The 23,020-nt window shown below is 67.5% G+C and carries 16 protein-coding genes; 2 read left to right on the forward strand and 14 right to left on the reverse strand.

Annotation, left to right across the window (positions count from 1 at the left end):
- Nucleotides 1-139 precede the first annotated feature (139 nt).
- Both pepN and M2319_RS10975 read left to right on the forward strand, forming a co-directional pair.
- The gene (gene pepN, locus M2319_RS10970; protein WP_264601499.1) at nucleotides 140-2,782 is read left to right on the forward strand and encodes an aminopeptidase N; all 2,643 of its coding nucleotides are present in this window, start codon (nucleotides 140-142) and stop codon (nucleotides 2,780-2,782) included.
- A gap of 227 nt (nucleotides 2,783-3,009) precedes the next feature.
- On the forward strand, nucleotides 3,010-5,367 hold the full coding sequence (locus tag M2319_RS10975) for a PAS domain-containing sensor histidine kinase (RefSeq protein WP_264601500.1): 2,358 nt from the start codon (nucleotides 3,010-3,012) through the stop codon (nucleotides 5,365-5,367).
- A gap of 4 nt (nucleotides 5,368-5,371) precedes the next feature.
- On the opposite strand, the gene M2319_RS10980 is transcribed toward M2319_RS10975, so the two are convergent.
- From M2319_RS10980 to M2319_RS11045, 14 genes are all read right to left on the reverse strand, one after another.
- Entirely contained in the window at nucleotides 5,372-8,353 is a 2,982-nt protein-coding gene (locus M2319_RS10980; RefSeq protein ID WP_264601501.1) for a bifunctional [glutamine synthetase] adenylyltransferase/[glutamine synthetase]-adenylyl-L-tyrosine phosphorylase, read from the reverse strand.
- 50 nt (nucleotides 8,354-8,403) lie between these two features.
- Nucleotides 8,404-9,825: a sensor histidine kinase gene (locus tag M2319_RS10985; protein ID WP_264601502.1), complete on the reverse strand. Its 1,422-nt coding sequence runs from the start codon at nucleotides 9,823-9,825 to the stop codon at nucleotides 8,404-8,406.
- Entirely contained in the window at nucleotides 9,809-10,489 is a 681-nt protein-coding gene (locus tag M2319_RS10990; protein ID WP_264601503.1) for a response regulator transcription factor, read from the reverse strand. Before M2319_RS10990 ends, M2319_RS10985 begins: the two co-directional genes overlap by 17 nt.
- A gap of 189 nt (nucleotides 10,490-10,678) precedes the next feature.
- A complete protein-coding gene (locus M2319_RS10995) occupies nucleotides 10,679-12,238 on the reverse strand; it encodes a Do family serine endopeptidase (protein WP_264601504.1) in 1,560 nt (519 codons plus the stop codon).
- Between the two features lie 235 nt (nucleotides 12,239-12,473).
- On the reverse strand, nucleotides 12,474-13,709 hold the full coding sequence (locus M2319_RS11000; protein WP_264601505.1) for a bifunctional alpha/beta hydrolase/OsmC family protein: 1,236 nt from the start codon (nucleotides 13,707-13,709) through the stop codon (nucleotides 12,474-12,476).
- An 87-nt stretch (nucleotides 13,710-13,796) separates the two neighbouring features.
- The gene (locus tag M2319_RS11005) at nucleotides 13,797-14,285 is read right to left on the reverse strand and encodes a cytochrome c-type biogenesis protein (RefSeq protein WP_264601506.1); all 489 of its coding nucleotides are present in this window, start codon (nucleotides 14,283-14,285) and stop codon (nucleotides 13,797-13,799) included.
- Nucleotides 14,286-14,308: 23 nt separating this feature from the next.
- The gene (locus tag M2319_RS11010; protein ID WP_264601507.1) at nucleotides 14,309-16,285 is read right to left on the reverse strand and encodes a heme lyase CcmF/NrfE family subunit; all 1,977 of its coding nucleotides are present in this window, start codon (nucleotides 16,283-16,285) and stop codon (nucleotides 14,309-14,311) included.
- A 61-nt stretch (nucleotides 16,286-16,346) separates the two neighbouring features.
- Nucleotides 16,347-16,790: a cytochrome c maturation protein CcmE gene (gene ccmE, locus M2319_RS11015; protein ID WP_264601508.1), complete on the reverse strand. Its 444-nt coding sequence runs from the start codon at nucleotides 16,788-16,790 to the stop codon at nucleotides 16,347-16,349.
- Nucleotides 16,791-16,824: 34 nt separating this feature from the next.
- Nucleotides 16,825-18,045 carry a c-type cytochrome biogenesis protein CcmI gene (gene ccmI, locus M2319_RS11020; protein WP_264601509.1) on the reverse strand — a complete coding sequence of 407 codons (1,221 nt, stop codon included), beginning with the start codon at nucleotides 18,043-18,045 and terminating at the stop codon, nucleotides 16,825-16,827.
- A 212-nt stretch (nucleotides 18,046-18,257) separates the two neighbouring features.
- Nucleotides 18,258-19,691, reverse strand: coding sequence for a hypothetical protein (locus M2319_RS11025; protein ID WP_264601510.1), 1,434 nt, complete (start codon nucleotides 19,689-19,691; stop codon nucleotides 18,258-18,260).
- 122 nt (nucleotides 19,692-19,813) lie between these two features.
- Entirely contained in the window at nucleotides 19,814-20,260 is a 447-nt protein-coding gene (locus tag M2319_RS11030) for an RT0821/Lpp0805 family surface protein (RefSeq protein ID WP_264601511.1), read from the reverse strand.
- A gap of 177 nt (nucleotides 20,261-20,437) precedes the next feature.
- Complete coding sequence (locus tag M2319_RS11035) at nucleotides 20,438-21,985, reverse strand: ATP-binding protein (protein ID WP_264601512.1); 1,548 nt, start codon at nucleotides 21,983-21,985, stop codon at nucleotides 20,438-20,440.
- Entirely contained in the window at nucleotides 21,975-22,646 is a 672-nt protein-coding gene (locus M2319_RS11040; protein WP_111436351.1) for a response regulator transcription factor, read from the reverse strand. The genes M2319_RS11035 and M2319_RS11040 overlap by 11 nt, the downstream gene beginning before the upstream one ends.
- Before the next feature lie 35 nt (nucleotides 22,647-22,681).
- The gene (locus M2319_RS11045; protein ID WP_264601513.1) at nucleotides 22,682-22,960 is read right to left on the reverse strand and encodes a PepSY domain-containing protein; all 279 of its coding nucleotides are present in this window, start codon (nucleotides 22,958-22,960) and stop codon (nucleotides 22,682-22,684) included.
- Between the last annotated feature and the right edge of the window lie 60 nt (nucleotides 22,961-23,020).

Here is a 23,020-nt window from a genome sequence, read left to right on the forward strand (position 1 = left end):
CGGCGCGTTGTGATCGGACTACCGGACCGGGGCGGAGCCTTGCCGCTTTACCGGGCCGGCAAAGTCGCGTAACCGGCAAACACTGGATCCCCGCGCCGGGGCGCCCGCCCGACGCGAAAAATCGAACGGAAAGACAAGCGTGAAGAACGAAACCGCCAGCGCCGTGCGCCTCGCCGACTACCGCCCGCCGGAATACCGCATCGACACCATCACCCTCACCATCGCGCTCGATCCGACCGAGACGCGGGTGAGCGCGGAAATGGCAATCCGGCGCAACAGCGGCACACCGCGCAACGCTCCGCTCAGGCTCGACGGCGACGAGTTGAGCCTGCAGTCAGTGAAGGTCGACGGCAAGCGGCTTTCCGAGGACGCCTATCACGCGACGCCCGACCTTTTGACCATCACCGCGCCGCCGGACGGCGCCTTCACGCTGACCGTTGAGACCCTCATCGACCCGACGGCCAACACCCAGCTCATGGGGCTCTATCGCTCCAGCGGCAACTACTGCACCCAGTGCGAGGCGGAGGGGTTCCGGCGCATCACCTATTTCCTCGACCGGCCGGACGTGCTCGCCGTCTACACGACCCGCATCGAGGCGAAAAAGGACGACGCGCCGATCCTGCTCGCCAATGGCAATCTGACCGATTCCGGCGACCTGCCGGACGGCCGCCACTATGCGGTCTGGAACGATCCGTTCCCCAAGCCCTCCTATCTCTTCGCCATGGTCGCCGGCAGCCTCGGCGTGGTGGAGGATACGTTCACGACCCAATCGGGCCGCAAGGTGGATCTCAAGATCTATGTGGAGCCGGGCAAGGAGCCGCGCTGTGCCTATGCGATGGACGCCCTGAAGCGCTCCATGGCGTGGGACGAGGAGGCGTTCGGGCGCGAATACGACCTCGACATCTTCATGATCGTCGCCGTCTCCGACTTCAACATGGGGGCGATGGAGAACAAGGGCCTCAACGTCTTCAACGACCGCTACATCCTCGCCGATCCGCAGACCGCCACCGACCAGGACTACGCCAATATCGAGGCGGTGATCGCGCACGAATATTTCCACAACTGGACCGGCAACCGGATCACCTGCCGCGACTGGTTCCAGCTCTGCCTGAAGGAAGGGCTGACCGTCTTCCGCGACCAGGAATTCTCCTCCGACCAGCGCTCACGCGCGGTCAAGCGCATCAGCGACGTCCGGCTCCTGAAGAGCCACCAGTTCGCCGAGGATGCGGGCCCCCTCGCCCATCCGGTGCGCCCGAACACCTACAAGGAAATCAACAACTTCTACACGGCCACCGTCTACGAGAAGGGGGCGGAGCTGATCCGCATGCTGAAGACCGTCCTCGGGCCGGAGGGGTTCCGGGCCGGCATGGATCGCTATTTCGAGCGCCATGACGGCCAGGCGGTGACGGTGGAGGATTTCCTCGCCGCGTTCGCGGACGCCACCGGCACCGACCTGTCCCAGTTCATGCTGTGGTACGAGCAGGCGGGAACGCCCGCGCTCGCCGTCACCTCCGCGTTCGATGCGGCCGGCGAAAAGCTCACCCTCACCTTCGAGCAGTCCTGCCCGCCGACGCCGGGCCAGCCGGTCAAGAAGCCGATGCACATCCCGGTGCGCTTCGGCCTCGTCGGCCCGGACGGCCAGGACCTCTCCTACGCTGCGGTCTCCGGCGCGACCGTCAGCGGCGACACCATCCACGTCGTCGACGAGCGCCACAAGGTCACATTCTCCGGCGTCAAGGCACTACCGGTGCCCTCGCTGCTGCGCGGCTTTTCCGCGCCGGTGAAGCTGGTCGGCGGGCTCACCGCCGCCGACCTGACGTTCCTTGCCGGCCATGACGGCGATCCGTTCAACCGATGGCAGGCGATCCAGAACCTGGCCATGGGGCTGCTGACCGAGGCAACGGCCGCCGCCCATGCCGGCAAGCCGACCCCCACCGACGACGCATTCCTCGAAGCCATGGGCGCGATTGCCGGCGACGACGGCCTCGACCCTGCGTTCCGGGCGCTCGCCCTGCAGCTTCCCGGCGAGACCGACATTGCCCGCGACATCGGCGAGGACGTCGATCCGGACGCCGTCGCCACGGCCCGCACGGCCCTTCGCGCCGCCATCGGCACGGCGCTCGGCGACACCTTCGGTGCGCTCTATGACGGCCTTGCCGACAGCGGGCCCTATTCTCCCGACGCGGCTGCCGCCGGACGGCGGGCGCTGCGCAACGTCGCCCTCGACTACCTGCTTGCCGCCGGCGGCGCGGCAGCCGAGGCGCGCACCCGCGACCACTACCTTGCCGCCGACAACATGACCGACAGGCTGGCGGCGATGACCTCGCTGGTCAACGCCTCGGCGCCGGCCGCCGCGGAGGCGCTTGCCGATTTCCACGACCGGTTCGCCGGCGATCCCCTCGTCATCGACAAGTGGTTCGCGGTCCAGGCGGCGGCCCCGTTCGCCGAGACGCTGTCGAAGGTGGAGGAGCTGACCGGCCATCCGGCGTTCTCCTGGTCCAATCCGAACCGGGTGCGCTCGCTGATCGGCGTCTTTGCCACCGGCAATCCGACCCAGTTCAACCGGGCCGACGGCGCCGGCTTTGAATTCGTCGCCGAGGCGGTCTTGCGGCTCGACCGATCGAACCCGCAGGTTGCGGCACGGCTGCTGTCCGCGTTCCGGTCCTGGCGGGCGCTGGAGCCGGAACGGCGGGAGCGCGCGGAGGCGGCATTGCGGCAGGTCGCTGCAACGACGCCGCTGTCAGCCGATGTCCAAGATATTGTGTCTCGATCGCTCGACTAGCCACAACATCTATCCACTTTTCTTTCCGACCGAAAGCAGAAACCGGGCTGATTTCAGCCCGTTTCTGCAGCCGCGCGACAATAGCCAGCGCATACCAAGTATCTGCGACACTTTTTTTTAAACCGACTCTGGACAAGGCGAGTCGCGTCGATTCAAATGAAATTGATTCGGCGGTGCGGCGTTTCCGGATCTGAGGCAGTTTCAATTCAACAACTGGAGAGTCTGGCATGGCGCGGGCTATTGCTGCGCATGCGAGCGACTGGATTCGCCGTTTTTTCGTCCGTCAGACGAACGATGACGATGTCCTGCGCGGCCACGTCAAGCTCCTTGCCCGCCCGGCCTACAGCCGGCTCCTGAAGGCCGAGCCCTATATCCGCCGGTCGATCCCCGTTCTCATCATCGTCTTCGTGGTGACCCTGGCGCTGGTGCGGGCGACATCCCTCATCAACGACCGCGCCGACGTCAAGGCCGAAGCCGAGGACGAGCTGTCGCTGATCGCGACCGCGCTCGCCTCGCAGCTCAATCTTTCCGAGCCGAAGCTGCCCGAAGCCGGTTTCCAGACCGCGCTCAGGGCCGCCCTGGCCGACTCCCTGCCGCCGGGCGCCACCAGCGACGAGCGGATGATCCTCGTCGCCGACGCCAACGGCGCAGTCGCCGCCTCCGCACCGGCACGGCTGGACCTCGACGGCCACGCACTCACCGAATATCTCGGCTACTCGCAACCGCTGACCACCTTCGGGGCCCGGGCCGGGGTGCTGGAATACACGCTGCCGAACGGCAAGGACGTCATCGCCACCGTGCGCCACATCAGCGGCCGGGTCGGCATGGTCGCCGTCGTCCAGCCGGTCGATGCGATCCTGTCGGACTGGCGCATGCGGGTGTCGTCGCACGTCTCGCTGTTCGTGTGCACCGCCGGCACCCTGATCATCCTCGTCTATGCCTATTTCGCCCAGTCGACCCGGGCCCATGAGGCCGACACCATCTATTCGCGCACCCAGGCGCGGATCGAGACGGCGCTGCAGCGCGGCCGCTGCGGCCTCATCGACTGGGACCTGTCGCGCGGGCGGATGTTCTGGTCGACATCGATGTACGATATCCTGCACATGCCGCCGCGGGATGACCTGATCGGCTTCGGCGAGGTCAACGCCCTCGTCCATCCCGACGACGGCAGCCTCTACGAGCTGGCCGAGAACCTCCTGCGCGACCAGGAATACATCGTCGACCGGGTGTTCCGGATGCGCCGCGCCGACGGCACCTGGATCTGGCTGCAGATCCGGGCCGAGGTGGTCAAGGAAACGCCGGCCGGCTCGGCCCATCTGATCGGCATCGCCGTCGACATCACCGAGCAGCGCAAGCTCGCCGAGCGCACCGCCACCGCCGACATGCGGCTGCGCGACGCCATCGAGACGATCTCAGAGGCCTTCGTCCTCTGGGACACCGAAAACCGCCTCGTCATGTGCAACACCAAGTACCAGCAGTTCTTCGACCTGCCGGCGGGTGCGATCGTCGCCGGCACGCACTATGAAGACGTCATGCGCGAGGCGCGCGAGCCCATCGTGATGACCCAGATCATCGAGGACGACCGGGCCGAACAGGGCGCGCGCAGCTACGAGGCACAGCTTGAAGGCGACCGCTGGCTGCAGATCAGCGAACGGCGGACCAAGGACGGCGGCTTCGTGTCGGTCGGCACCGACATCTCGGCCCTGAAGCGCCACGAGGAAAAGCTGATGGACAGCGAGCGGCGGCTGATGGCGACCGTCGCGGACCTGCGCCAGTCGCGCAAGAAGCTGGAAACCCAGGCCCAGCAACTGGTCGAGCTGGCGGAAAAATACGCCGACGAGAAGACCCGCGCGGAAGACGCCAACAAAGCCAAGTCCGAATTTCTCGCCAACATGTCCCACGAACTGCGCACGCCGCTGAACGCCATCATCGGCTTTTCCGACATCATGCAGCAGGGCATGTTCGGCGATCTCGGCTGCGACAAGTACATGGAGTACTGCTCCGACATCAACGAAAGCGGCACCCACCTCCTCGACGTCATCAACGACATCCTTGACATGTCGAAGATCGAGACCGGGCGGCTGTCGCTCAATATGGAGCCGCTGGACTTCAACGAGATCGTCCGGGAGTCGACCCGGATCATGTCGCCGGAAGCGGCGCAGAAGAACATCACCATCAACGCCGACCTGCCGAACGACGCCGAAGCCGTCGGCGACCGGCGGGCGATGAAGCAGATCATCATCAACCTGTTGTCCAACGCCGTGAAATTCACCGGCGAGCGGGGCCAGGTGACGGTGCGCGCCCGGCGCGCCGACGGCGGCCTCAACATCGAGATCGAGGACACCGGTATCGGCATCTCGCGCGTCGACGTGGACCGGCTCGGCCAGCCCTTCGTGCAGGTGGAGAACCAGTTCACCAAGAGCCACAAGGGCGCCGGCCTCGGCCTTGCCATCTCGCGCTCGCTGATCGAGCTGCATGGCGGGGAGATGGACATCCGTTCCGAAATCGGCGTCGGCACCATTGTTGCCATCCGCTTGCCCGGGCCGGCCGAACCCGACGAGGTCCAGGCGACGCTGGACGTCTGAGGGCCTATCCCTCTTCCGGCTTTGCGACCGGGCCGACGAGGCGTTCGAAGACGCTCCTGACCTCCGCCTCGGTTTCCCTCAGATGCACCTCCAGCCGGGCGAACTCCGGCAGGGAAGCGGCCTTGGCCAGTAGCTCCTTCAGCCCGAGCGGCGCGTCCTCCGCCTTGAACGGGCCGGCAATGGCGAGCCGCAGGATCTGGGTCAGGTCCTGGTAGAGGGTGATCGCCGGGATCAGCACTTCCGCATCGCCGCCACCCAGCACTCCGGCGCGAAGCGCGTTCGTCAAGGCTTTCAGCGTGTTGCGGGCGAGGATCTCCGGGTGCTTGCGGCCGAAGGCCAATTGCAGGTACTGGGCGATAAACTCGATGTCGACGAGGCCGCCCGCGACCTGCTTGATGTCCCAGGGATCGTCGGTGCCCTTTTCCTTTTCGATGCGATAGCGCATGGCGGCGACTTCGGAGGCGAGCGCTGCCGGATCGCGCTCGCGCACCAGGACCTCGTCGATGCAGGCCCGGACCCGCTCGCCGAAGGCCGCATCGCCGCCGATGACGGCGGCACGGGTCAGCACCATGTGCTCCCAGGTCCAGGCGTCCTTGGCCTGGTAGCGCTCGAAGGCCGCGACATGGGTGGCGAGCGGCCCGGCATTGCCGGACGGCCTGAGCCTCATGTCGACCTCGTAGAGGGTGCCCTCGGGCGTCGGCGCGGAGAGCGCCGCGATCAGCCGCTGGGTCAGCCTTGCGTAGTACTGGCTCGGTGCCAGCCCGCGCCGACCGTCGGATTCCTTGGCGTCCTCGTCAATGTCGTAGAGCAGCATCAGGTCGAGGTCGGAGGCCGCGGTCATCTCGCCGCCGCCGAGCTTGCCGAGCGCCAAGAGCGCGACCTTTGCGCCCGGGAAGGTGCCGTGGGCGCGCTCGATCTCCGCGGTCGCTTCCTCCAAGAGCGTGCGCACGAGCACGCCGGCAAGGGTGGCGAAGGCATCGCCGGCCTGGCTGGCGGAGAGGGTGCCGGTCAGCACCCGCACGCCGATCAGGAACATCTGCTCCTGGCCGATGATGCGGGCACGGTTGAGCTTTTCCTCGTAGTCGCGGGCCTCGGCGAGGAAGTCGGTGACCCGGCCGGCGATCTCCTCGCCGCTCGGCACGGTGCCGAAAAAGGCCGGATCGAGGACGGCGCCGAGCACCCGCGGCCGCCGCGCGATGGTCTGGCCGAGGCGCGGCGCGGCGCCGAGGATGACCGCGATGAGCCCGAGCATGTTCGGATTGGAATGCAGCATGGAAAAGAGCTGCACGCCGGTCGGCAGGCGCGAGACCATCTCGTCGAAGGCGCGGAACGCGGCATCGGCGTTTTCGGTTGCCGCCAGGGCTTCAAGCAGCGCCGGCGTCAGTTCGGTGAGGGCCTCGCGGGCGCGGGTGGAGCGCATCGCCGGATAGCGACCATAGTGCCAGGCGCGGATCGCGCGGATCACCTCGCGCGGCTGTTTGAAGCCGATGCCGGCAAGGGTCTCCACCGTGTTCGGGTCCTCGTCGTCGCCGGTGAAGACGAGATTGCCGAGGCTGCCGGAAAGCTGCTGCTCGGCCTCGAACAGCTCCGCATAGTGACCGCGCACGGTCTCCAGGTGATGGCGCAGGTCGGCGGCGAAGGCGTCGAGGTCGTCGTAGCCGGCAAGCCGGACGACGCGCATCAGGGCCCCCTCCTCCTCCGGCAGGAGCTGGGTCTGCTCGTCATTGACCATCTGGATGCGGTGCTCGATGCCGCGCAGGAACGCATAGGCGGCGGCGAGCTCGTCGCGGGTCGCCCCGTCGACCCAGCCGAGATGGACCAGCTCGTCGAGCATCTCCAGCGTGCGCTTGCCGCGCAGCGACATGTTGCGGCCGCCGGCGATGAGCTGCTGGGTCTGGACGAAGAACTCCACCTCGCGGATGCCGCCATGGCCGACCTTGACGTTGTGGCCGGCGACGCCGATGGCGGCGAAGCCTTTATGGGCGTGGATCTGGCGCTTGATCGACTGGATGTCGGCGATCGCCGCGTAGTCGAGATATTTGCGCCAGATGAACGGGGCGATCTCGGCGAGGAAACCGTCGCCCGCGACCTTGTCGCCGGCCGCGGCGCGGGCCTTGATGAGGGCGGCGCGCTCCCAGTTCTGGCCCATGGATTCGTAATAGGTGAGCGCGGCCGGAAGCGAGATGGCGACGGGGGTGGCGCCGGGATCGGGGCGGAGCCGAAGATCGACGCGGAAGACATAGCCGTCGGCCGTCCTCTCCTGCATGATCTTCACCAGCCTTTTCGTCAGCCGGACGAAGAAGGTGGCGGCGTCCGAGCGGTCCGTCAGGGGCGCGCGGTCGGCGGCGTAAAGGATGATCAGGTCGATGTCGCTGGAATAGTTGAGTTCGCGGGCGCCGTGCTTGCCCATGGCCAGCACCACATAGCCGCAACCAGCCTCCGGGTCGTCCTCGTTCAGCCCCTCGACCTTGCCCTGGCGGGCGTAGTCGCGAAACAGGAAGCGGACGGTCGCCTTGAGCGCCGCATCGGCGATGTCGCTGAGGGCGCGTGTGACCTCGACGACCGACCAGGCGCCGCCGAGATCGGCAAGGGCGATGGCGAGCGCGGCCTTCGCCTTGATTTTTCTGAGCCGCGTCATCAGCGAGGCCTCGTCCTCGGCGGGCGCAAGCGCCTCGTCGACGAGACCGGCGATGAATTCGGTCGGGTCCGCTTCGAGGATGACACCGAGGGACGCGGGATCCTTCAGGGCGATGTCGCGGAGATAGGGGGCGTTGGAAAAGACGCCGCCGAGGAAGATGGCCAGCGACGGATCCGATTTGACGAGACGGATGACGGTCTCGCCGTCCTCGGCAGCCTCAGCGCGGGCGAGAAGGTCGGCAACGAGGCCTTCCGCGATTTCCGCCTCGGCCGGCGGGACGCTCGCGGTGATGCGCCCGGCAAGGGGGCCCGTTGCCCCTTCGGTCCCTGTTGCGCCCGTTTCGGCCATGGCCGCGCCTCCCTGGCTTTTTTGAGGCCGCGACGCATGTCGGCCGCGGCCTATCTTGCCGGAAACCTCAATTTGGAGACGAGGCCCGGATCGTTGTCGGCGAAATCGAGGTCGCCGTTATGCATCCGCGCGACGGCCTGCACAAGGCTGAGGCCGAGGCCGGAGCCCGGCGCGTTGCGGCTGGCTTCCAGGCGCACGAAGCGCTGGCGGACCTTGTCGCGATCGGCCTCCGGAATGCCGGGGCCGCGGTCGGCGACGGTCGCGACCACCGCCGGGCCGTCGCGAGAAACCTTCAGCGAAATCTGGTTGCGGTCCTCGCCTTCGGCAGCGCCCTCGTCAGCCCCCTCTTCCGGCTTGCCGTATTTCAGCGCGTTGTCGATGAGGTTGGCGAGCGCCTGGGCGATCAGTTCGCGGTTGCCGTGGATCTTGGCCGGGCCGGCGATGTCGACCGAAAAGCGCATGCCGGCATCCTCGGCGACGGGCTCGTACATCTCGGCGACCTCGGCGGCGATCTCGGCGATGTCGATGTCGGACATGACGACGCCGGAGGAACTAGCCTCGACCCGGGCGATGGCGAGCAGCGCATCGAAGGTGCGGATGAGCTGGTCGGAATCCTCGATCACCTGTTCCAGCACATCGCGGGTATTGGCCGCGTCGATCGGTTCGCGCAGCGCCGTCTCGACCCGGTTCCGGAGCCGCGTCAGGGGCGTCTTCAGGTCGTGGGCGATGTTGTCGGAGACTTCCTTGAGGCCGATCATCAACTGCTCGATGCGGCCGAGCATGGCGTTGAGGTTTTCCGCCAGCCGGTCGAACTCGTCGCCGGTGCCGGTGATCTGCAGGCGGCCGGACAGGTCGCCGGACATGATCTGCTTGCTGGTCTCCGACACCGAATCGATGCGCTTCAGCACCCGGCGGTTGACGAAGAACCAGGACAGGAGGCCGAGCGCGATCATGACGACGATGGTGATCCGGAAGGCCTGGCGGATGACGTCGCGGAACTGCTCGCGCTCGCCGATGTCGCGGCCGACGAGGAGCCGGAAGCCGCTCGGCAGTTCCACCACCTTGACCAGCGCCAACTGGTCGCCGACCTCGTTTCCGGTGCCGTCGAAGCGGGCATAGCGCAACCGCTGGGGCCTTGCGTCGGGATCGGCGAGCACGGCGGCCGGAACGCTCGCCACGTTGCCGGCGATCGCATTGCCGCTGAAGTCGGTGACCAGGAACAGCGAGGCGCCGGGGCGGCGCGACAGGTGATCGACGAAGCGCACGACGCGGCCGATGCCGCCGCGGTCATATTGCCGGACCAGATCGCCGATCTCCTCGTCGATGGTCTCGTTGAGCTGGCGGCCCAAAACCTCTGACGTATTGTGCGCGATGTAGATGATGATGAACACGGCGAGCGCCGCGAACACCACCAGATAGATCGCCGACAGCTTGAACGCCGTGGTGCGGAAGAGTTTACCGAGCGCCGTCACGGATCACATATCCCGCGCCGCGCACGGTCTGGATCAGGGGCGTCTCGAAGCCCTTGTCGATCTTGCCGCGAAGGCGCGACATGTGCACATCGATCACGTTGGTCTGGGGGTCGAAATGGTACTCCCAGACGTTTTCCAGCAGCATCGTGCGGGTCACCACCTGGCCGGCGTTCTTCATCAGGTATTCCAGGAGCCGGAACTCGCGCGGCTGCAGGGTGATCTCCTGGCCGCCGCGGCGCACGGTGTGGGACAGCCGGTCGAGCTCCAGGTCGCCGACCTTGTAAAGCACCTCGGCGTGTTCCGGCTTCTGGCGCCGGTTTAGCGCCTCGACCCGGGCCAGCAGTTCGGAAAAGGCATAGGGCTTGGCGAGATAGTCGTCGCCGCCGGCGCGCAGGCCCGTGACCCGGTCGTCGACCTGGCCGAGGGCGGAGAGGATCAGCACCGGGGTGCGGTCGCCGGAGCGGCGCAGCTCCGCGACGATGGACAGGCCGTCGCGCTTCGGCAGCATGCGGTCGACGACGAGCACGTCGTAGCCGCCAGTCGCCGCCATCTGCCAGCCGGTGTCGCCGTCCAGCGCATGGTCGGCGACGTGGCCGGCCTCGTTGAGGGCCTTGCCGAGATAGACCGCCGCTTCGCGGTCGTCTTCGATCACCAGAATCCGCATGGGGCGCACTATACAGACAAACCGGACGGGGCAGAAAAGGGGAAAGGGACGCGCCCGTGACGCGTCCCCGGAAAAAGGCCGGGACGGCAGGCCGGATGGCGAGGCCTGCCGTCCCGTGACGCCGGTTCCGTGTGGGGGGATCGGGGATGAGGCACCACGGAACCGGACATCTTGCTGCGGCCGGAGGGGCTAGCCGCGGCTGAGCGGGATGGCGACGAAGCGTGCGGTGTCGCCGTTCTGGACCCGGAGCAGCGCCGCCTTGCGGCCGGAGCCCTTGACGTCGTCGATGGCACGGGCGACGTCGCGCGGGGATTCGACGGCGGTGCCGGCGACTTCCAGGATCACGTCACCGACCCTGAGGCCGCGGGCGGCGGCATCGCTCTCCGGATCGATGTCGGTGATGACGACGCCCTGATCGGCGGCGCCGGTCTCGGCGGCCGGGACGACGGCGATGCCGAGATCTTCCAGCGAGGTGCTCGAGGACTGCGTGTCGTCCCCGTTGCCGCTGTCGCGGTCGGCGCTGGCGACGCGGTCGTTCAGGCGACCGAGCTTGACGTCGATGGTCTGAGCCTTGCCGCCCCGAAGGACCTCGACCTTGACCGTGCTGTCCGGCTGGTAGGCGGCGACGACGCGGGCCAGTTCCTTGGAGTTGTCGATCTTCTCGCCGTCGACGGCGGTGACCACGTCACCGGTCTTCAGGCCGGCCTTTTCCGCCGGGCTGTTCGGCTGCACTTCGGCGACCAGGGCGCCCGTCGGCTCGTCGAGCGAAAGGCTCTCGGCGATGTCGTCGGTGACGGTCTGGATGTGGACGCCGAGCCAGCCGCGCACGACCTTGCCGTCGTCCTTGAGGTCGGCGACGATCTCCTTGGCGGTGGAGGCCGGGATGGCGAAGCCGATGCCGATCGAGCCGCCGGAGGGCGAGTAGATGGCGGTGTTGACGCCGACGACGTTGCCGTCGAGGTCGAAGGTCGGGCCGCCGGAGTTGCCGCGGTTGATCGGGGCGTCGATCTGCAGGAAGTCGTCATAGGGGCCGGCGCCGATGTCGCGGCCGCGGGCCGAGACGATGCCGGAGGTGACAGTGCCGCCGAGGCCGAACGGGTTGCCGACCGCCATCACCCAGTCGCCGACGCGCACGTCTTTGTCGGCGAAGGAGACGAACGGGAAGCCGCCATTGTCCTCGATCTTGACGAGGGCGAGGTCGGTCTTCTTGTCGGTGCCGATCACCTTGGCGGTGTAGGTCTTGCCGCCCTGAACGGTGACGGTCACTTCCTCGGCGTTGTCGACGACGTGGTTGTTGGTGACGATGTAGCCGTCGGAGGAGATCAGGAAGCCGGAGCCCTGGGCCATGGCATAGGGATGGCGGCCGCGGCGGTGGCGCCAGCGCTTGCCCTGGTCGTCGCCGCGGTTACCGAAGCGTTCCTCGCCGAAGCGGCGGAAGAAGCGCTCCAGCGGATGGCCGTCCGGGAAGTCGGGGAATTCCTGGAAGAACGAGACGTTCGGGGTGGCTTCGGTCTTGACGCTGATGGAGACGACGGCCGGGCTCACCTTCTCGGCGAGGTCGGCGAAGCTGAACGGCTTCATGGTCGTCTGGGCGCTTTCGGCGAGCGCCGGGGTGGACTGCACCAGGGCCGACTGGCCGATCATGCCGCCGGCAACGCCGAGGGCCAGGACGCTGGCCATCAGGGCGCGCTTGGAGGACGGGATGATGGCGGCGGTCCAGCCGGCGCGTCGGGGGGAATTATTCGTCATCGGTCGGTGTTCTCCTGTCGAACATTCTCAGTTCAAGCGTGAAGCGAAACTTTGGAGGACGGCGACGGGGCATCGCCGTACGACTGACAGGCAATATGGGGCGCGTCGCCTTACAGCGCCCTGTCGATTGGATTAAACTTTTGTAAGATTCCAAGGGGATACCGGCGCGGAACGGCGCGAATCCCGCCCCGACGCCGGGACTTCAGCGATCCTGCCGCCGTGCGGGCGCCGGGGTTTAGTCCGAGTCCACCAGCCGGGTGACGACGGCGGCGCCGGCATGCAGCGTCTTGTGCACCGGGCAGCGGTCGGCGATCTGGCGCATGCGCTCGCGGGTTTCCGCGTCGAGGTCGCCGTCGATGGAGATCATCCGCTCGAAGCGGTCGATCTTGCCGCCGCGGCCGCGCACCTCCTCGCTGCAGTCCTGGCAATCGGCGGCGTGCACCTTGCCGTGGGAGACCTCCACGGAGACGTGCTCGACCGGCAGCTTCTTGTGGTCGGCGTACATGCGCAGCGTCATCGTGGTGCAGGCGCCGAGGGCGACCGACAGATAGTCATAGGGCGACGGGCCGGTGTCATTGCCGCCATAGCCCTCAGGTTCGTCGGCGAGGAGACGGTGGCGGCCGGCCTGGACATAGGCCTGGAAGGTGCCCTCGCCCGTCTCGGAGACGCGGATGGCCTTGTCGTCGGCATCGCCGGCCGGGGGCTCGGCCCCGACATAGCGCCCGGCCCAGGCGGCGATGACCTTGGCGGCATAGGCGGCGTCCGAGGGATCGCTGATCAGGTGGTCGGCGGTGTCGAGGGAAATGAAGCTCTTGGGGTGCTTGGCGGCAACGAACAGCGCCGTTGCGTTCTCGATGTCGACGACCTCGTCGCGCGGCGCGTGCAGGATCAGCAGCGCCTTCTTCATCGCCTTGACGCAGTCATGGACGTTCTGGCCGCGGACGTCGGCGAGGAAGTCGTCGCGGATGCGGAACTCACGGCCGGCAAGGGTGACGGTCGCAGAGCCGGTGTTTTCGATCTCGTCCAGATGGGCGTGGAAGGAGCGGGTCACGTGCTCGGCGTCGGCCGGAGCGCCAATGGTGGCGACCGCCACCGCTTCGGGGATGCGCGGCGCGGCGGTGAGCACCGCAGCACCGCCCAGCGAATGGCCGATAAGCAGCTTCGGCGCCTCGAAATTGCGGCGCAGATACTCGGCGGCGGCGAGGATGTCGCCGACATTGGAGGAAAAGTCGGTGTTGGCGAATTCCCCCTCGGAGGAGCCGAGGCCGGTGAAGTCGAAGCGCAGCACCGCAAAGCCGTGGCGCGCCAGTTCGCCGGCGATGCGCCTGACGGCGGCGAGATCCTTGGAGCAGGTGAAGCAATGGGCAAGGAGCGCGGTGGCCCGGACCGTGCCGGCGGGAAGATCGAGGCGGGCCGAGAGCGGCTTGTCGAGACTGCCCTTGAACGAAATGCGCTGGACCTCGGCCGACATCGAACTCCCCCTTGGCGATTCCCGCATCGCAACAGGCGCCAACAATAGGGGATCGAAGGGGATTTGCCGAGCCGGATCGCGGCCGGATCAACCGCCCTTGCGGTCTTTCAGGACCTTTTCCAGTTCGGCCCGCTCCGCCGCGGTCAGCTCGACCGGACCGCCCGGCCCGGCGGCGGCGGAGCGCCGCTGGCGGCGCCAGGCAAAGAACACGGCGATGATGCCGAGCACCAGAACCGCCGGAGCGGTCAGCCAGAGGATCAGCGTGTGGCCGCCGAAGCGCGGCTTCAGGAGCACGAACTCGCCATAGCGGTTGACCAGGTAGTCGATCACCTCCTCGTTGCTGTCGCCGGCCGTGAGGCGGTCACGGACCAGCACGCGCAGATCCTTGGCGAGTTCGGCGTTGGAATCGTCGATCGACTGGTTCTGGCAGACGAGGCAGCGCAGGCCCTCTGAAATCTCCCGGGCGCGCGCTTCCAGCTTCGGATCCTTCAGCATCTCGTCCGGCTCGACGGCATGGACGGCGGCCGGCAGGCAAAGCCACGACAGCGCGAGGAAAAGGGCGGCGATCCGCTTCATCGTCTTTCGCTCCTTGGCCGCGGTCATTCCGCGGCCGCAACAGTGCGGCGGGCGCGGGTCGGCGCGCCGACCCTGAGGCGCCGGTCGCTGAGGGAGAGGAGCCCGCCAAAGGCCATGACCACGCAGCCGAGCCAGACCAGGAGCACCAGCGGCTTCCAGTAGAGGCGTACGGCAACGCCGCCGGCATTCATCTCATCGCCAATGGCGAGATAGAGCTGGGAGAAGCCGATGGAACGGATGGCGGCCTCGGAGGTCGGCATGCCGCGCGCGGTGTAGACCCGCTTGGAGGGCGTCATGACGCCGAGTTCCTTGCCGTCGCGGGTGATCCGGAAGCGGGCGGCGATCTCGCGGTAGTTCGGGCCGGCACGGCCCTGCGAGCCGAGGAACGTCGCCTCGTAGCCGCCGATCGTCGCCGTCTCGCCCTGCTTCATGACGCGGATGTTCTCAAGCTGCCAGGCGGAGGTGGTGACGATGCCGAGCACCGTGACGCCGACGCCGAAATGCGCAAAGGCGGTGCCCCAGGCAGAGCGCGGCAGGCCGACGGCGCGGCGCAGCGAGTTGCCGGCCGGCACACGGAACAGCTTGATGCGGCTGGCGATGTCGGCGATGGCGCCGATCATCATCCAGGCGGCGAGCGCGACGCCGAGAATGGCGAGCAGCGGTCCGCCGTCGACGGCCCAGGCGGTAATCAGCGCGGTGAGGATGACAAGGCCGAGGACCACGGCGAGGCGCTGGGACACGGCAAGGATATCGCCGCGCTTCCAGGCCAGGAACGGGCCGAACGGCATGACGATCAGCGCCGGCAGGATCAGCGGCCCGAAGGTCATGTTGAAGAACGGCGCGCCGACGGAGATCTTCTCGCCGGTGGTCGCCTCAAGGGCCAGCGGATAGAGCGTGCCGATGAGGACAGCGGCGCAGGCGGCCGTCAGGAACAGATTGTTGAAGACCAGCGCGCCCTCGCGGCTGATCGGCGCGAACAGGCCGCCGCGGCGCAGGCTCGGCGCGCGCCAGGCAAAGAGCGCGAAGGCGCCGCCGATGAAGGTCGCGAGAATGAGCAGGATGAAGACGCCGCGGGTCGGGTCGCTGGCAAATGAGTGCACCGAGGTCAGCACGCCGGAGCGGACCAGGAAGGTGCCGAGCAGCGACAGCGAGAAGGTGAGGATGGCCAGAAGGATTGTCCACACCTTCAGGGCGTCGCGCTTTTCCATGACGATGGCCGAATGGAGCAGCGCCGAGCCGGTCAGCCAGGGCATGAAGGAGGCGTTCTCGACCGGATCCCAGAACCACCATCCGCCCCAGCCGAGCTCGTAATAGGCCCAGTAGGAGCCCATGGCGATACCGAGGGTGAGGAAGATCCAGGCGATCAGCACCCAGGGCCGGACCCAGCGCGCCCAGGCCGCGTCGATGCGCCCCTCGATGAGCGCCGCGGCGGCAAAGGCAAAGGCGATCGAAAAGCCGACATAGCCGAGATAGAGCAGCGGCGGATGCACGGCGAGGCCGATGTCCTGGAGGATCGGGTTGAGGTCCTGGCCCTCCATGGGCGCCGGAAAGATGCGCGCGAACGGGTTGGAGGTCGTCAGGATGAACAGCAGGAAGGCGGCGGCGACCCAGCCCTGGACGGCCAGCACATTGGCCTTCAGCGTCGCCGGCATGTTGTGGCCGAAGGCGGCGACCAGCGCCCCGAAGAAGGCAAGGATCAGCGCCCACAGCAGCATGGAGCCTTCGTGATTGCCCCAGACGCTGGTGAACTTGTAGATGAGCGGCTGGGTCGAATGGGAGTTCGCCCACACGAGTTCCAGCGAGAAATCGGACTGCACGAAGGCCTGGGTCAGGGCGGCGAAGGCGAGACCGACGAACAGGAACTGGGCGGCCGCGGCGGGGGATGCCACCGCCATCAGGCGCGCGTCGCCGCGCTGCGATCCCCAGATCGGCAGCACCGACTGGATCAGCGACAGGGCAAAGGCGAGTACCAGGGCGTAGTGGCCGAGTTCTGCGATCATCGTCTCGTTGTCCCCTTGGTGGTTCTGCCTTGCGCGCCGGTGCTGGTGTTTCCCAGCGCCGTCAGTTGGTTTCGGTGCCCTGCCAGACGCCCTGCTTCTTCAGCGAATCGGCGACTTCCTTGGGCATGTAGTTCTCGTCGTGCTTGGCCAGCACCGTGTCGGCGTCAAAGGTCCCGCCGACCGCCAGCATGCCCTCCACGACGACGCCCTGCCCCTCGCGGAAGAGGTCCGGCAGGATGCCGGTGAAGGTCACCGGCACGTCGTTGGCGGTGTCGGTGACGGTGAAGGTCACCGTGGTGCCCTCGCCGCGGACCACCGAGCCTTCCTTGACGAGGCCGCCGAGGCGGATGCGCTGCTGCGGCGGCACCGGATGCTCGGCGATGTCGGTCGGGCTCTGGAAGAACACGATCTGGTCGGTCAGGGCGAAAAGGATGAGGCCGACCGCGCAGGCGACCACGACACCGGCAATTCCGATCAAACTCAAGCGACGCTGTTTGCGTGTCATCGCGACACCTGTCTCCCTTAGCTCAGGTCAGGATCTAAAGCGGTATCCCCAGCCCCCCGGCTGCCTGTTCGATGCGGGCCCTGGCCGCGGCGTCGCCGCCATGGGCGGCGATGGCCTTTGCCGCCGCCTGCCTGGCCTCGTCTTTCTTGTCGAGCACCATGTAGGCGCGCATGAGGCGGATCCAGTCGTCGGCCGACCCGCCGTCGGTCTCGAGCCGCTCGGCAAGGCGCGACACCATGTCGTTGATCATCGCCTGGCGGTCTTCGGTGTTCATCTGTTGCGCCGCGGCGACGTCCTCGGCGGAGGGACCCGGTGCGGCCGGCGCGGTCGCCTCGCCGCCGGCGGGCGCCTGGGGCGCCGGCTGCTGCGGTGCTGTGACCTCGGGTGCGGCGGCGACGTCGGGCATCTTGACCGGAAGCCCCGCCCCCTTTTGCGCCTTTTCAAGCTCGGAGCGGGCGAAGCGGACCCAGGGCTCGCGCGGGTCCGTGGTCTTCAGGAACGCTTCCCAGGCGGCGGCGGCTTCCTTGAAGCTGCCCTCCTGGTTGAGCGCGACGGCGAGGAAGAACCGCGGCTCGACGGCATTGGCCTCGTGCTCCAGGGCGCGCCGGAACGCGGCCTTGGCGTCCTCCACGACCTTGCCGCCCTCGCGGGCGACGATGGATTCGCCAAGGCCGATCTGTAGCTGGGCATTGGAACCCAGAAGCTCGATCGCCTTGCCGAAGGCGGTCGCCGCATCGCTCGGCCGGTTGACGCGCAGATAGACCGGCGCAACCAGCGACCAGGCGGTGCCGTCGCTCGGATTGTCCTTCAGATAGGCCTCAGCCCCTTCCAACAGGCGTGCGACGTCGCCGCCATGGGGAGAGGTCGCCGGCGCGCGGGCCGACAGCGGCTGGTCGGGAATGCCCGGCGAGCCGACGGCGAGATAGAGCGCGACGCTGACGATGGGCACCAGCACGATGGCCGCGGCCGCGGCCGCCCAGGGCATCCGCGAGCGCTGCGACGGCTGCGCCTTTGCTTCGGCTTCGGAGGCACGCAGCAGGCGCCGGGCGATCTCGGCGCGCGTCGCCTCGGCTTCGGCGGAATCGATGAGGCCGCTGTCGAGGTCCCGCGACACCTCGTCGAGCTGGTCCTTGTAGACCGCGACGTCGTGGGCGGCGGCGGGCGCCGGCTTTTTGCCCGATTGCAGGAGCAGCGGCACGATCACGGCGACCACCGCGACTACCGTCATGACTGCAATCAGTGTCCAGAGAACCATCACTTGCAACCTGTTCGCATTCCATTGCGCTGTTATGACATAACGCGCATTCGGCGCAGGGCCGTCGTGACAAGGTGTCACGGCGAGGCGCCCGTTTGAGCCGGCCGGCGAGGCGATGCCTATCCCGGCTGGCGCATATGAGCAAGCGCCGCCTCTATCAGATTTTTGTCATGGGGAAAATGCGCCAGCGCAATGTTGCCGGGCAAGCGGTATCAGGTGCCCGTTGCGCGCTTGTCGAGATTGGCGACGGCGTTGTTTCGGGTCCGCTGCAGGCCGTAGGCATAGTCCTCGTCGAAGACGATGCGGGAGAAGTCGATGGCCGCGTCGAGTTTCTTGATCGGCAGGTCGCAGGTGCCGGCATCGCCGGCGCGGATGCGCTCAAGCAGCCCATAGGACAGGGTCTCCACCGACTGGCGAACGTTGCGCCAGGTCCGCGACTGCAGGTCGTTGAGGGCAAGGCTGTCGACCGCGCGACGGGCGGCGGTGAGGATGTGCAGGGCACGCGTGGCGTCGGCGACCATATGGACGTCGAGCACGCCGCTGGCATCGTCGGATACCCTGAGGATGCGCCGGACGAGGGCGATCGCCGGCTCGATCTCGATGCCGACCCGGTCCGACATCTTGCGCCGGGAAGCGGCAAGCGTCGCGCTCCACTCGCCGTATTCCTCGATCTGGATGTCGACGTCGAGGGCCCGCACGACCTCGTGGTAGCGGTCGATCATCCCGGTCAGGGTCTCGATGTCCTTGCCGCCCTGCTGGGCTTCGGTGAAGCCCATGACCAGACGCCCGACCTCCGACAGGAGCACGTCGATGAAGGCGCGGTAGGGCGCAACGTCGATCTTTTTCACCGAATCGGCCTTTGCCAGCCCCTTGGTGACGGTGACCAGGAAGACCGCGGACGGCAGCCGATCGAGCAATGCGGCGGCGACGAAGGCCGGGTCCTTGGGAAACGAGCCGAGGAAGGCCTTCAGGATCTTCAGCGCGTAGCCGTCCGGGGCGAAGTCCGCGGTCGTGAAACGGGCCGGCAGCTTCTTGAAGAAGGAGGCGAATTCGCGTTCGTGGGAGAGCACGGCGATGAGGTCTTCCAGATCCTCCATCTGGTCGCCGCCGCCCAGTTGGGCCGCCAGCCGCTGCTTGCCGCGCGGCACCTGCTGGATGTCCTTGAGGTGGGAGCGCATGACGCGCAGGGTCTCGGCGCGGATCTGGGCGGTCTGCTCCTCGATCTGGTCGTCGTCGATGTCGCCGGTGCCCTCGCCCTTCAGCACGGCGACCAGGGGATCGGGGGCGACGTCGCGCGAGATCCAGCCCCAGATGCGCTCCAGGGAGGAGCGAGCGATACGGCCGCGCTGGCGCTTCTGCAACTCACCGTCGTAGAGGAACGGCTCCACCGGGCGGAAGAAGGCGCGCATGATCATGTCGGCGCGCTCGGCTTCCGTGGCGCGTTCGCGCACCACGGACCGGGCGACGGAAAGGAACAGTTTTCGCTGTGCGTCGGAAAGGCCGTTGCCGCCGGCCGTCTCCAGCTTGGCGAGGAACATCTTGCGCGCCTGCGGCGACAGGCTCAGCAGGTATGTCTTCACCTTTTCTTCGATCAGCGCTTGATTGGCCATGGAGTGCCGCCCCGGCCCCTTCGTCTCTTCCGACATGCTCGATTGTCTAAAAAGACGGGAAACCCCTTAAGATTTTGCTTATCGCCGAAGGAAATCAGGCGCGAAAACGGGACGCAGTCGGGCCCGGCTGCGGGATCGAATGGCGAATGGGAAAGCGGTCAGGAGACCGAGCGCCAAGTCTCGTTCGGCTGGCGGCAGGCGGTGCCGCGGAACACCTTGGGAGCGTCGTCGACGAAGATCGTGTGGGTATAGTCGCGGCAGCGGGAGTTGTTGATGGTGTAGGTCGGTCCGGGGATGACCTCGCCCCTGTTGCCGGAGGACGGGTTCTTCCAGGCCACCGGCGAGCCGGAGCGGTTGTACTCCAGCGCACGGAACTGCGCCTCGTAGATCGCCTGGCGGTCCTCGTCGTCGAGCTCGGGACTGATTTCCTGGCCGATCAGCGCTTCGATGGCGGCCCCGGCCTTACTTTTGGGAACCGGCTCGCCGCTGCCGTAACGGCTCTTCAGCGAGACATCGCCGTCGGAGCTGCTCGACAGGCCGAGCGTATCGCACCCGCCGACCAGGCCGGCGAGGGTGGCGCCCACAATGAGTGCTCCGATCCGCATCGTCGTCAATCCACAGTCTCGTCGCCGGAGACATCCCTTCCGGAGACGGGTCGGCAGGCCCCGCCGCCGCACGATTTCACGACCAATGGTAGCACGTTACCGACAGTGAAGCGCATGCCACGAAATGATGGCCGAATTGCGCCTAGACAGGCTAGATGGGGCCGCCCGACGCCAATGTCAAAGCGCCGGCAGCGAAAGTGTGGCGCGAAGGCCGCCGGCCGGCGCCGCGTCGAGGCGGATCTCGCCGCCGTAGAGGCGCGCCAGTTCGGTGACGATGGACAGGCCGAGGCCGGAACCGGGAACGGTCTCGTCGAGCCTGCGGCCGCGCTTGATCGCCTCCTCGCGTTCCGACGGCGTCAGCCCCGGCCCGTCGTCGTCGACATGGATCAGCATCATGTCGCGGTCGACCCCCGGCCGGCGCGCGGCCGCCGCGATCGTCACCGTCACCTCCGACGCCGCCCATTTGCAGGCATTGTCGACGAGGTTGCCGAGCATCTCCTCGAAATCCTGCTGCTCGCCGCGGAATGCCGGCGGCTTGCCCGCGTCGATCCTCAGCGTGACGGTCTTTTCCTCATGGATGCGACGCATGGCGCGCACCAGGCGCTCGGTGACCGGGCCGACATCGGTGACGGCGCCGATGACCCGGCGCTGGGCGGCGATGCGGGCGCGCTCCAGGTGGCGGGTGATCTGCACGCCCATCTGCTCGGCCTGTTCGCGGACCTTGCGGGCAAAGGGCGTGTCCTCCCTGCGCGCCTCGTTGACGACGACGCTGAGCGGCGTCTTCAGGGCATGGGCGAGGTTGCCGACATGGGTGCGGGCGCGCTCCACGACCTCGCGGTTGGAATCGATGAGGGCGTTGAGCTCTTCGGCCAGCGGCTCGATCTCGGCGGGGAAGTCGCCGTGCAGGCGGTCGGCGGCGCCGGTCCGGATGGCATAGAGCGCGTTGCTCATGCGCTGCAGGGGCCTGAGGCCGACCTGGACCTGGAAGATGACGGCGACGATGATGCCGAAGCCCATCACCGCAAGGGTCAGGGCGACGGTGGAGCGGAAGGAGGCGACGTCGGCGCGGACTTCGTCGGCATTGCCGGCAACGGCGATGCGGAAGGTGCCGCGTTCGGGGAAGCTGATCTCGCGCTCAATGACGCGCAGTTCCTCGTCATTGGGGCCGGGAACGTAGCCGCGCCAGGTGCGGGTATCATCCGGCTCGGCGCCGAACCGGCTCGGCAGGGCGAGCGCATCGCCGAGCAGCGAGCCGGAGGTCATGGCAAGTCCGGTGGCGTTGTCGGAGCCGACCTGCCAGTACCAGCCCGACAGGGGCAGCTCGAAGCGCGGCTCGCCGAGGCTGCCGGGATCGGGCAGGTCGATGGTGGCGGTGTCGTCGTCGGCGTCCGGCTCGGCGTCGGGTTGCTGCGGGCCGGCATCCGGTGCGGCGGCGGCGCGCGTTTCGGCCTGTGCTTGGGATTGTGCTTCGGCTTGCGCTTCGGCCTGTGTCCCGGCTTCGGGCTCGCCCGGCGGCCCTGCCTCTGCGTCGACAGAGACCGGCGCATCGGCGCTGACCATGGCTCCGACCAGGAGCTTCAGATAGACGTTCAGCCGCTCGTCGAAGGAGCGTTCGACGGAGTTCTGGTAGACGGCGGAGAGGATGAAGCCGGCAAAGATCAGCGCCACCGCGCTCCACACGGCCGCGCCAATGAACAGTCTTGAGGAAAGCGACCTAGGCGTCATTCGCCGGCGCCGATATCCGGTAACCGAGCCCGCGCACCGTCTCGATGACATCGACCGCGAGCTTGCGCCTGAGGCGCCCGACGAACACCTCGATGGTGTTGGAATCGCGGTCGAAATCCTGGTCGTAGAGGTGTTCGACCAGCTCGGTGCGCGAGACGACGCGGCCCATATGGTGCATCAGGTAGGCGAGCAGGCGGTATTCGTGGGAGGTGAGCTTGACCGGATTGCCGTCGACGGTGACGCGGCCGGCGCGGGTGTCGAGCCGCAAGGTGCCGCATTCGATCTCGGCCGAGGCGTGGCCGGCGGCGCGGCGCACCAGGGCGCGCAGGCGGGCCAGCACCTCCTCCATGTGAAACGGCTTGGCGACGTAGTCGTCGGCGCCGGCGTCGATGCCGGCCACCTTGTCGCTCCAGCGGTCGCGGGCGGTCAGGATCAGCACCGGCATCGTCCGGCCCTCGCGGCGCCACTCCTCCAGCACCGAAATGCCGTCCATCTTCGGCAGGCCGATATCGAGCACCACGGCGTCGTAGGGTTCGGTGTCGCCGAGGAAGTGCCCCTCCTCGCCGTCGCTGGCGGTATCGACCGCATAGCCGGCGTCCTTCAGGGCCTCGACGAGCTGGCGATTGAGATCGGGGTCGTCCTCGACCACCAGAATACGCACAATCGATCTCCTTTTGAGGGCGTCACATCAGGCTGCTAGGGCGTCGCGCCGATGCGCTGGACCCGCACCTTGCCTTTGCGCGACAGCACGGTGACGCGATAGAAATAGCGGCGGCCGCTCTTGCACAGCCGCGCCTTGACGATCTCGCCGCGGGCCTTGTGGCGCACCACCGACAGGCTGACGGCCTCGCCGCGGGCGACGGCCCGGCGGGCCTGTTCGTGGTTCAGGCACTCGGCCGACGCGGCAGCCGGAAGTCCCGCCACCATCAGGACCAGCAGCACCGACAGCAGGGCCTGGCGCATCCAGTTCGTCATGACGGCCGACCTCCCGGTCCGGTACGCAGGAGCAAGGGGCATTGCCGGCGGCATCGAACC

This window comes from Rhodobium gokarnense (assembly GCF_025961475.1).
GTDB lineage: Bacteria > Pseudomonadota > Alphaproteobacteria > Rhizobiales > Rhodobiaceae > Rhodobium > Rhodobium gokarnense.

What these genes read in the sequence shown, in the direction of transcription:
- M2319_RS10975 (WP_264601500.1), top strand. Translation starts at nt 3,010, where the DNA reads ATGGCGCGGGCTATTGCTGCGCATGCGAGCGACTGGATTCGCCGTTTT.
- M2319_RS10980 (WP_264601501.1), bottom strand. Translation starts at nt 8,353, where the DNA reads ATGGCCGAAACGGGCGCAACAGGGACCGAAGGGGCAACGGGCCCCCTT.
- M2319_RS10990 (WP_264601503.1), bottom strand. Translation starts at nt 10,489, where the DNA reads ATGCGGATTCTGGTGATCGAAGACGACCGCGAAGCGGCGGTCTATCTC.
- M2319_RS10995 (WP_264601504.1), bottom strand. Translation starts at nt 12,238, where the DNA reads ATGACGAATAATTCCCCCCGACGCGCCGGCTGGACCGCCGCCATCATC.
- M2319_RS11000 (WP_264601505.1), bottom strand. Translation starts at nt 13,709, where the DNA reads ATGTCGGCCGAGGTCCAGCGCATTTCGTTCAAGGGCAGTCTCGACAAG.
- M2319_RS11005 (WP_264601506.1), bottom strand. Translation starts at nt 14,285, where the DNA reads ATGAAGCGGATCGCCGCCCTTTTCCTCGCGCTGTCGTGGCTTTGCCTG.
- M2319_RS11010 (WP_264601507.1), bottom strand. Translation starts at nt 16,285, where the DNA reads ATGATCGCAGAACTCGGCCACTACGCCCTGGTACTCGCCTTTGCCCTG.
- ccmE (WP_264601508.1), bottom strand. Translation starts at nt 16,790, where the DNA reads ATGACACGCAAACAGCGTCGCTTGAGTTTGATCGGAATTGCCGGTGTC.
- ccmI (WP_264601509.1), bottom strand. Translation starts at nt 18,045, where the DNA reads ATGGTTCTCTGGACACTGATTGCAGTCATGACGGTAGTCGCGGTGGTC.
- M2319_RS11025 (WP_264601510.1), bottom strand. Translation starts at nt 19,691, where the DNA reads ATGTCGGAAGAGACGAAGGGGCCGGGGCGGCACTCCATGGCCAATCAA.
- M2319_RS11030 (WP_264601511.1), bottom strand. Translation starts at nt 20,260, where the DNA reads ATGCGGATCGGAGCACTCATTGTGGGCGCCACCCTCGCCGGCCTGGTC.
- M2319_RS11035 (WP_264601512.1), bottom strand. Translation starts at nt 21,985, where the DNA reads ATGACGCCTAGGTCGCTTTCCTCAAGACTGTTCATTGGCGCGGCCGTG.
- M2319_RS11045 (WP_264601513.1), bottom strand. Translation starts at nt 22,960, where the DNA reads ATGACGAACTGGATGCGCCAGGCCCTGCTGTCGGTGCTGCTGGTCCTG.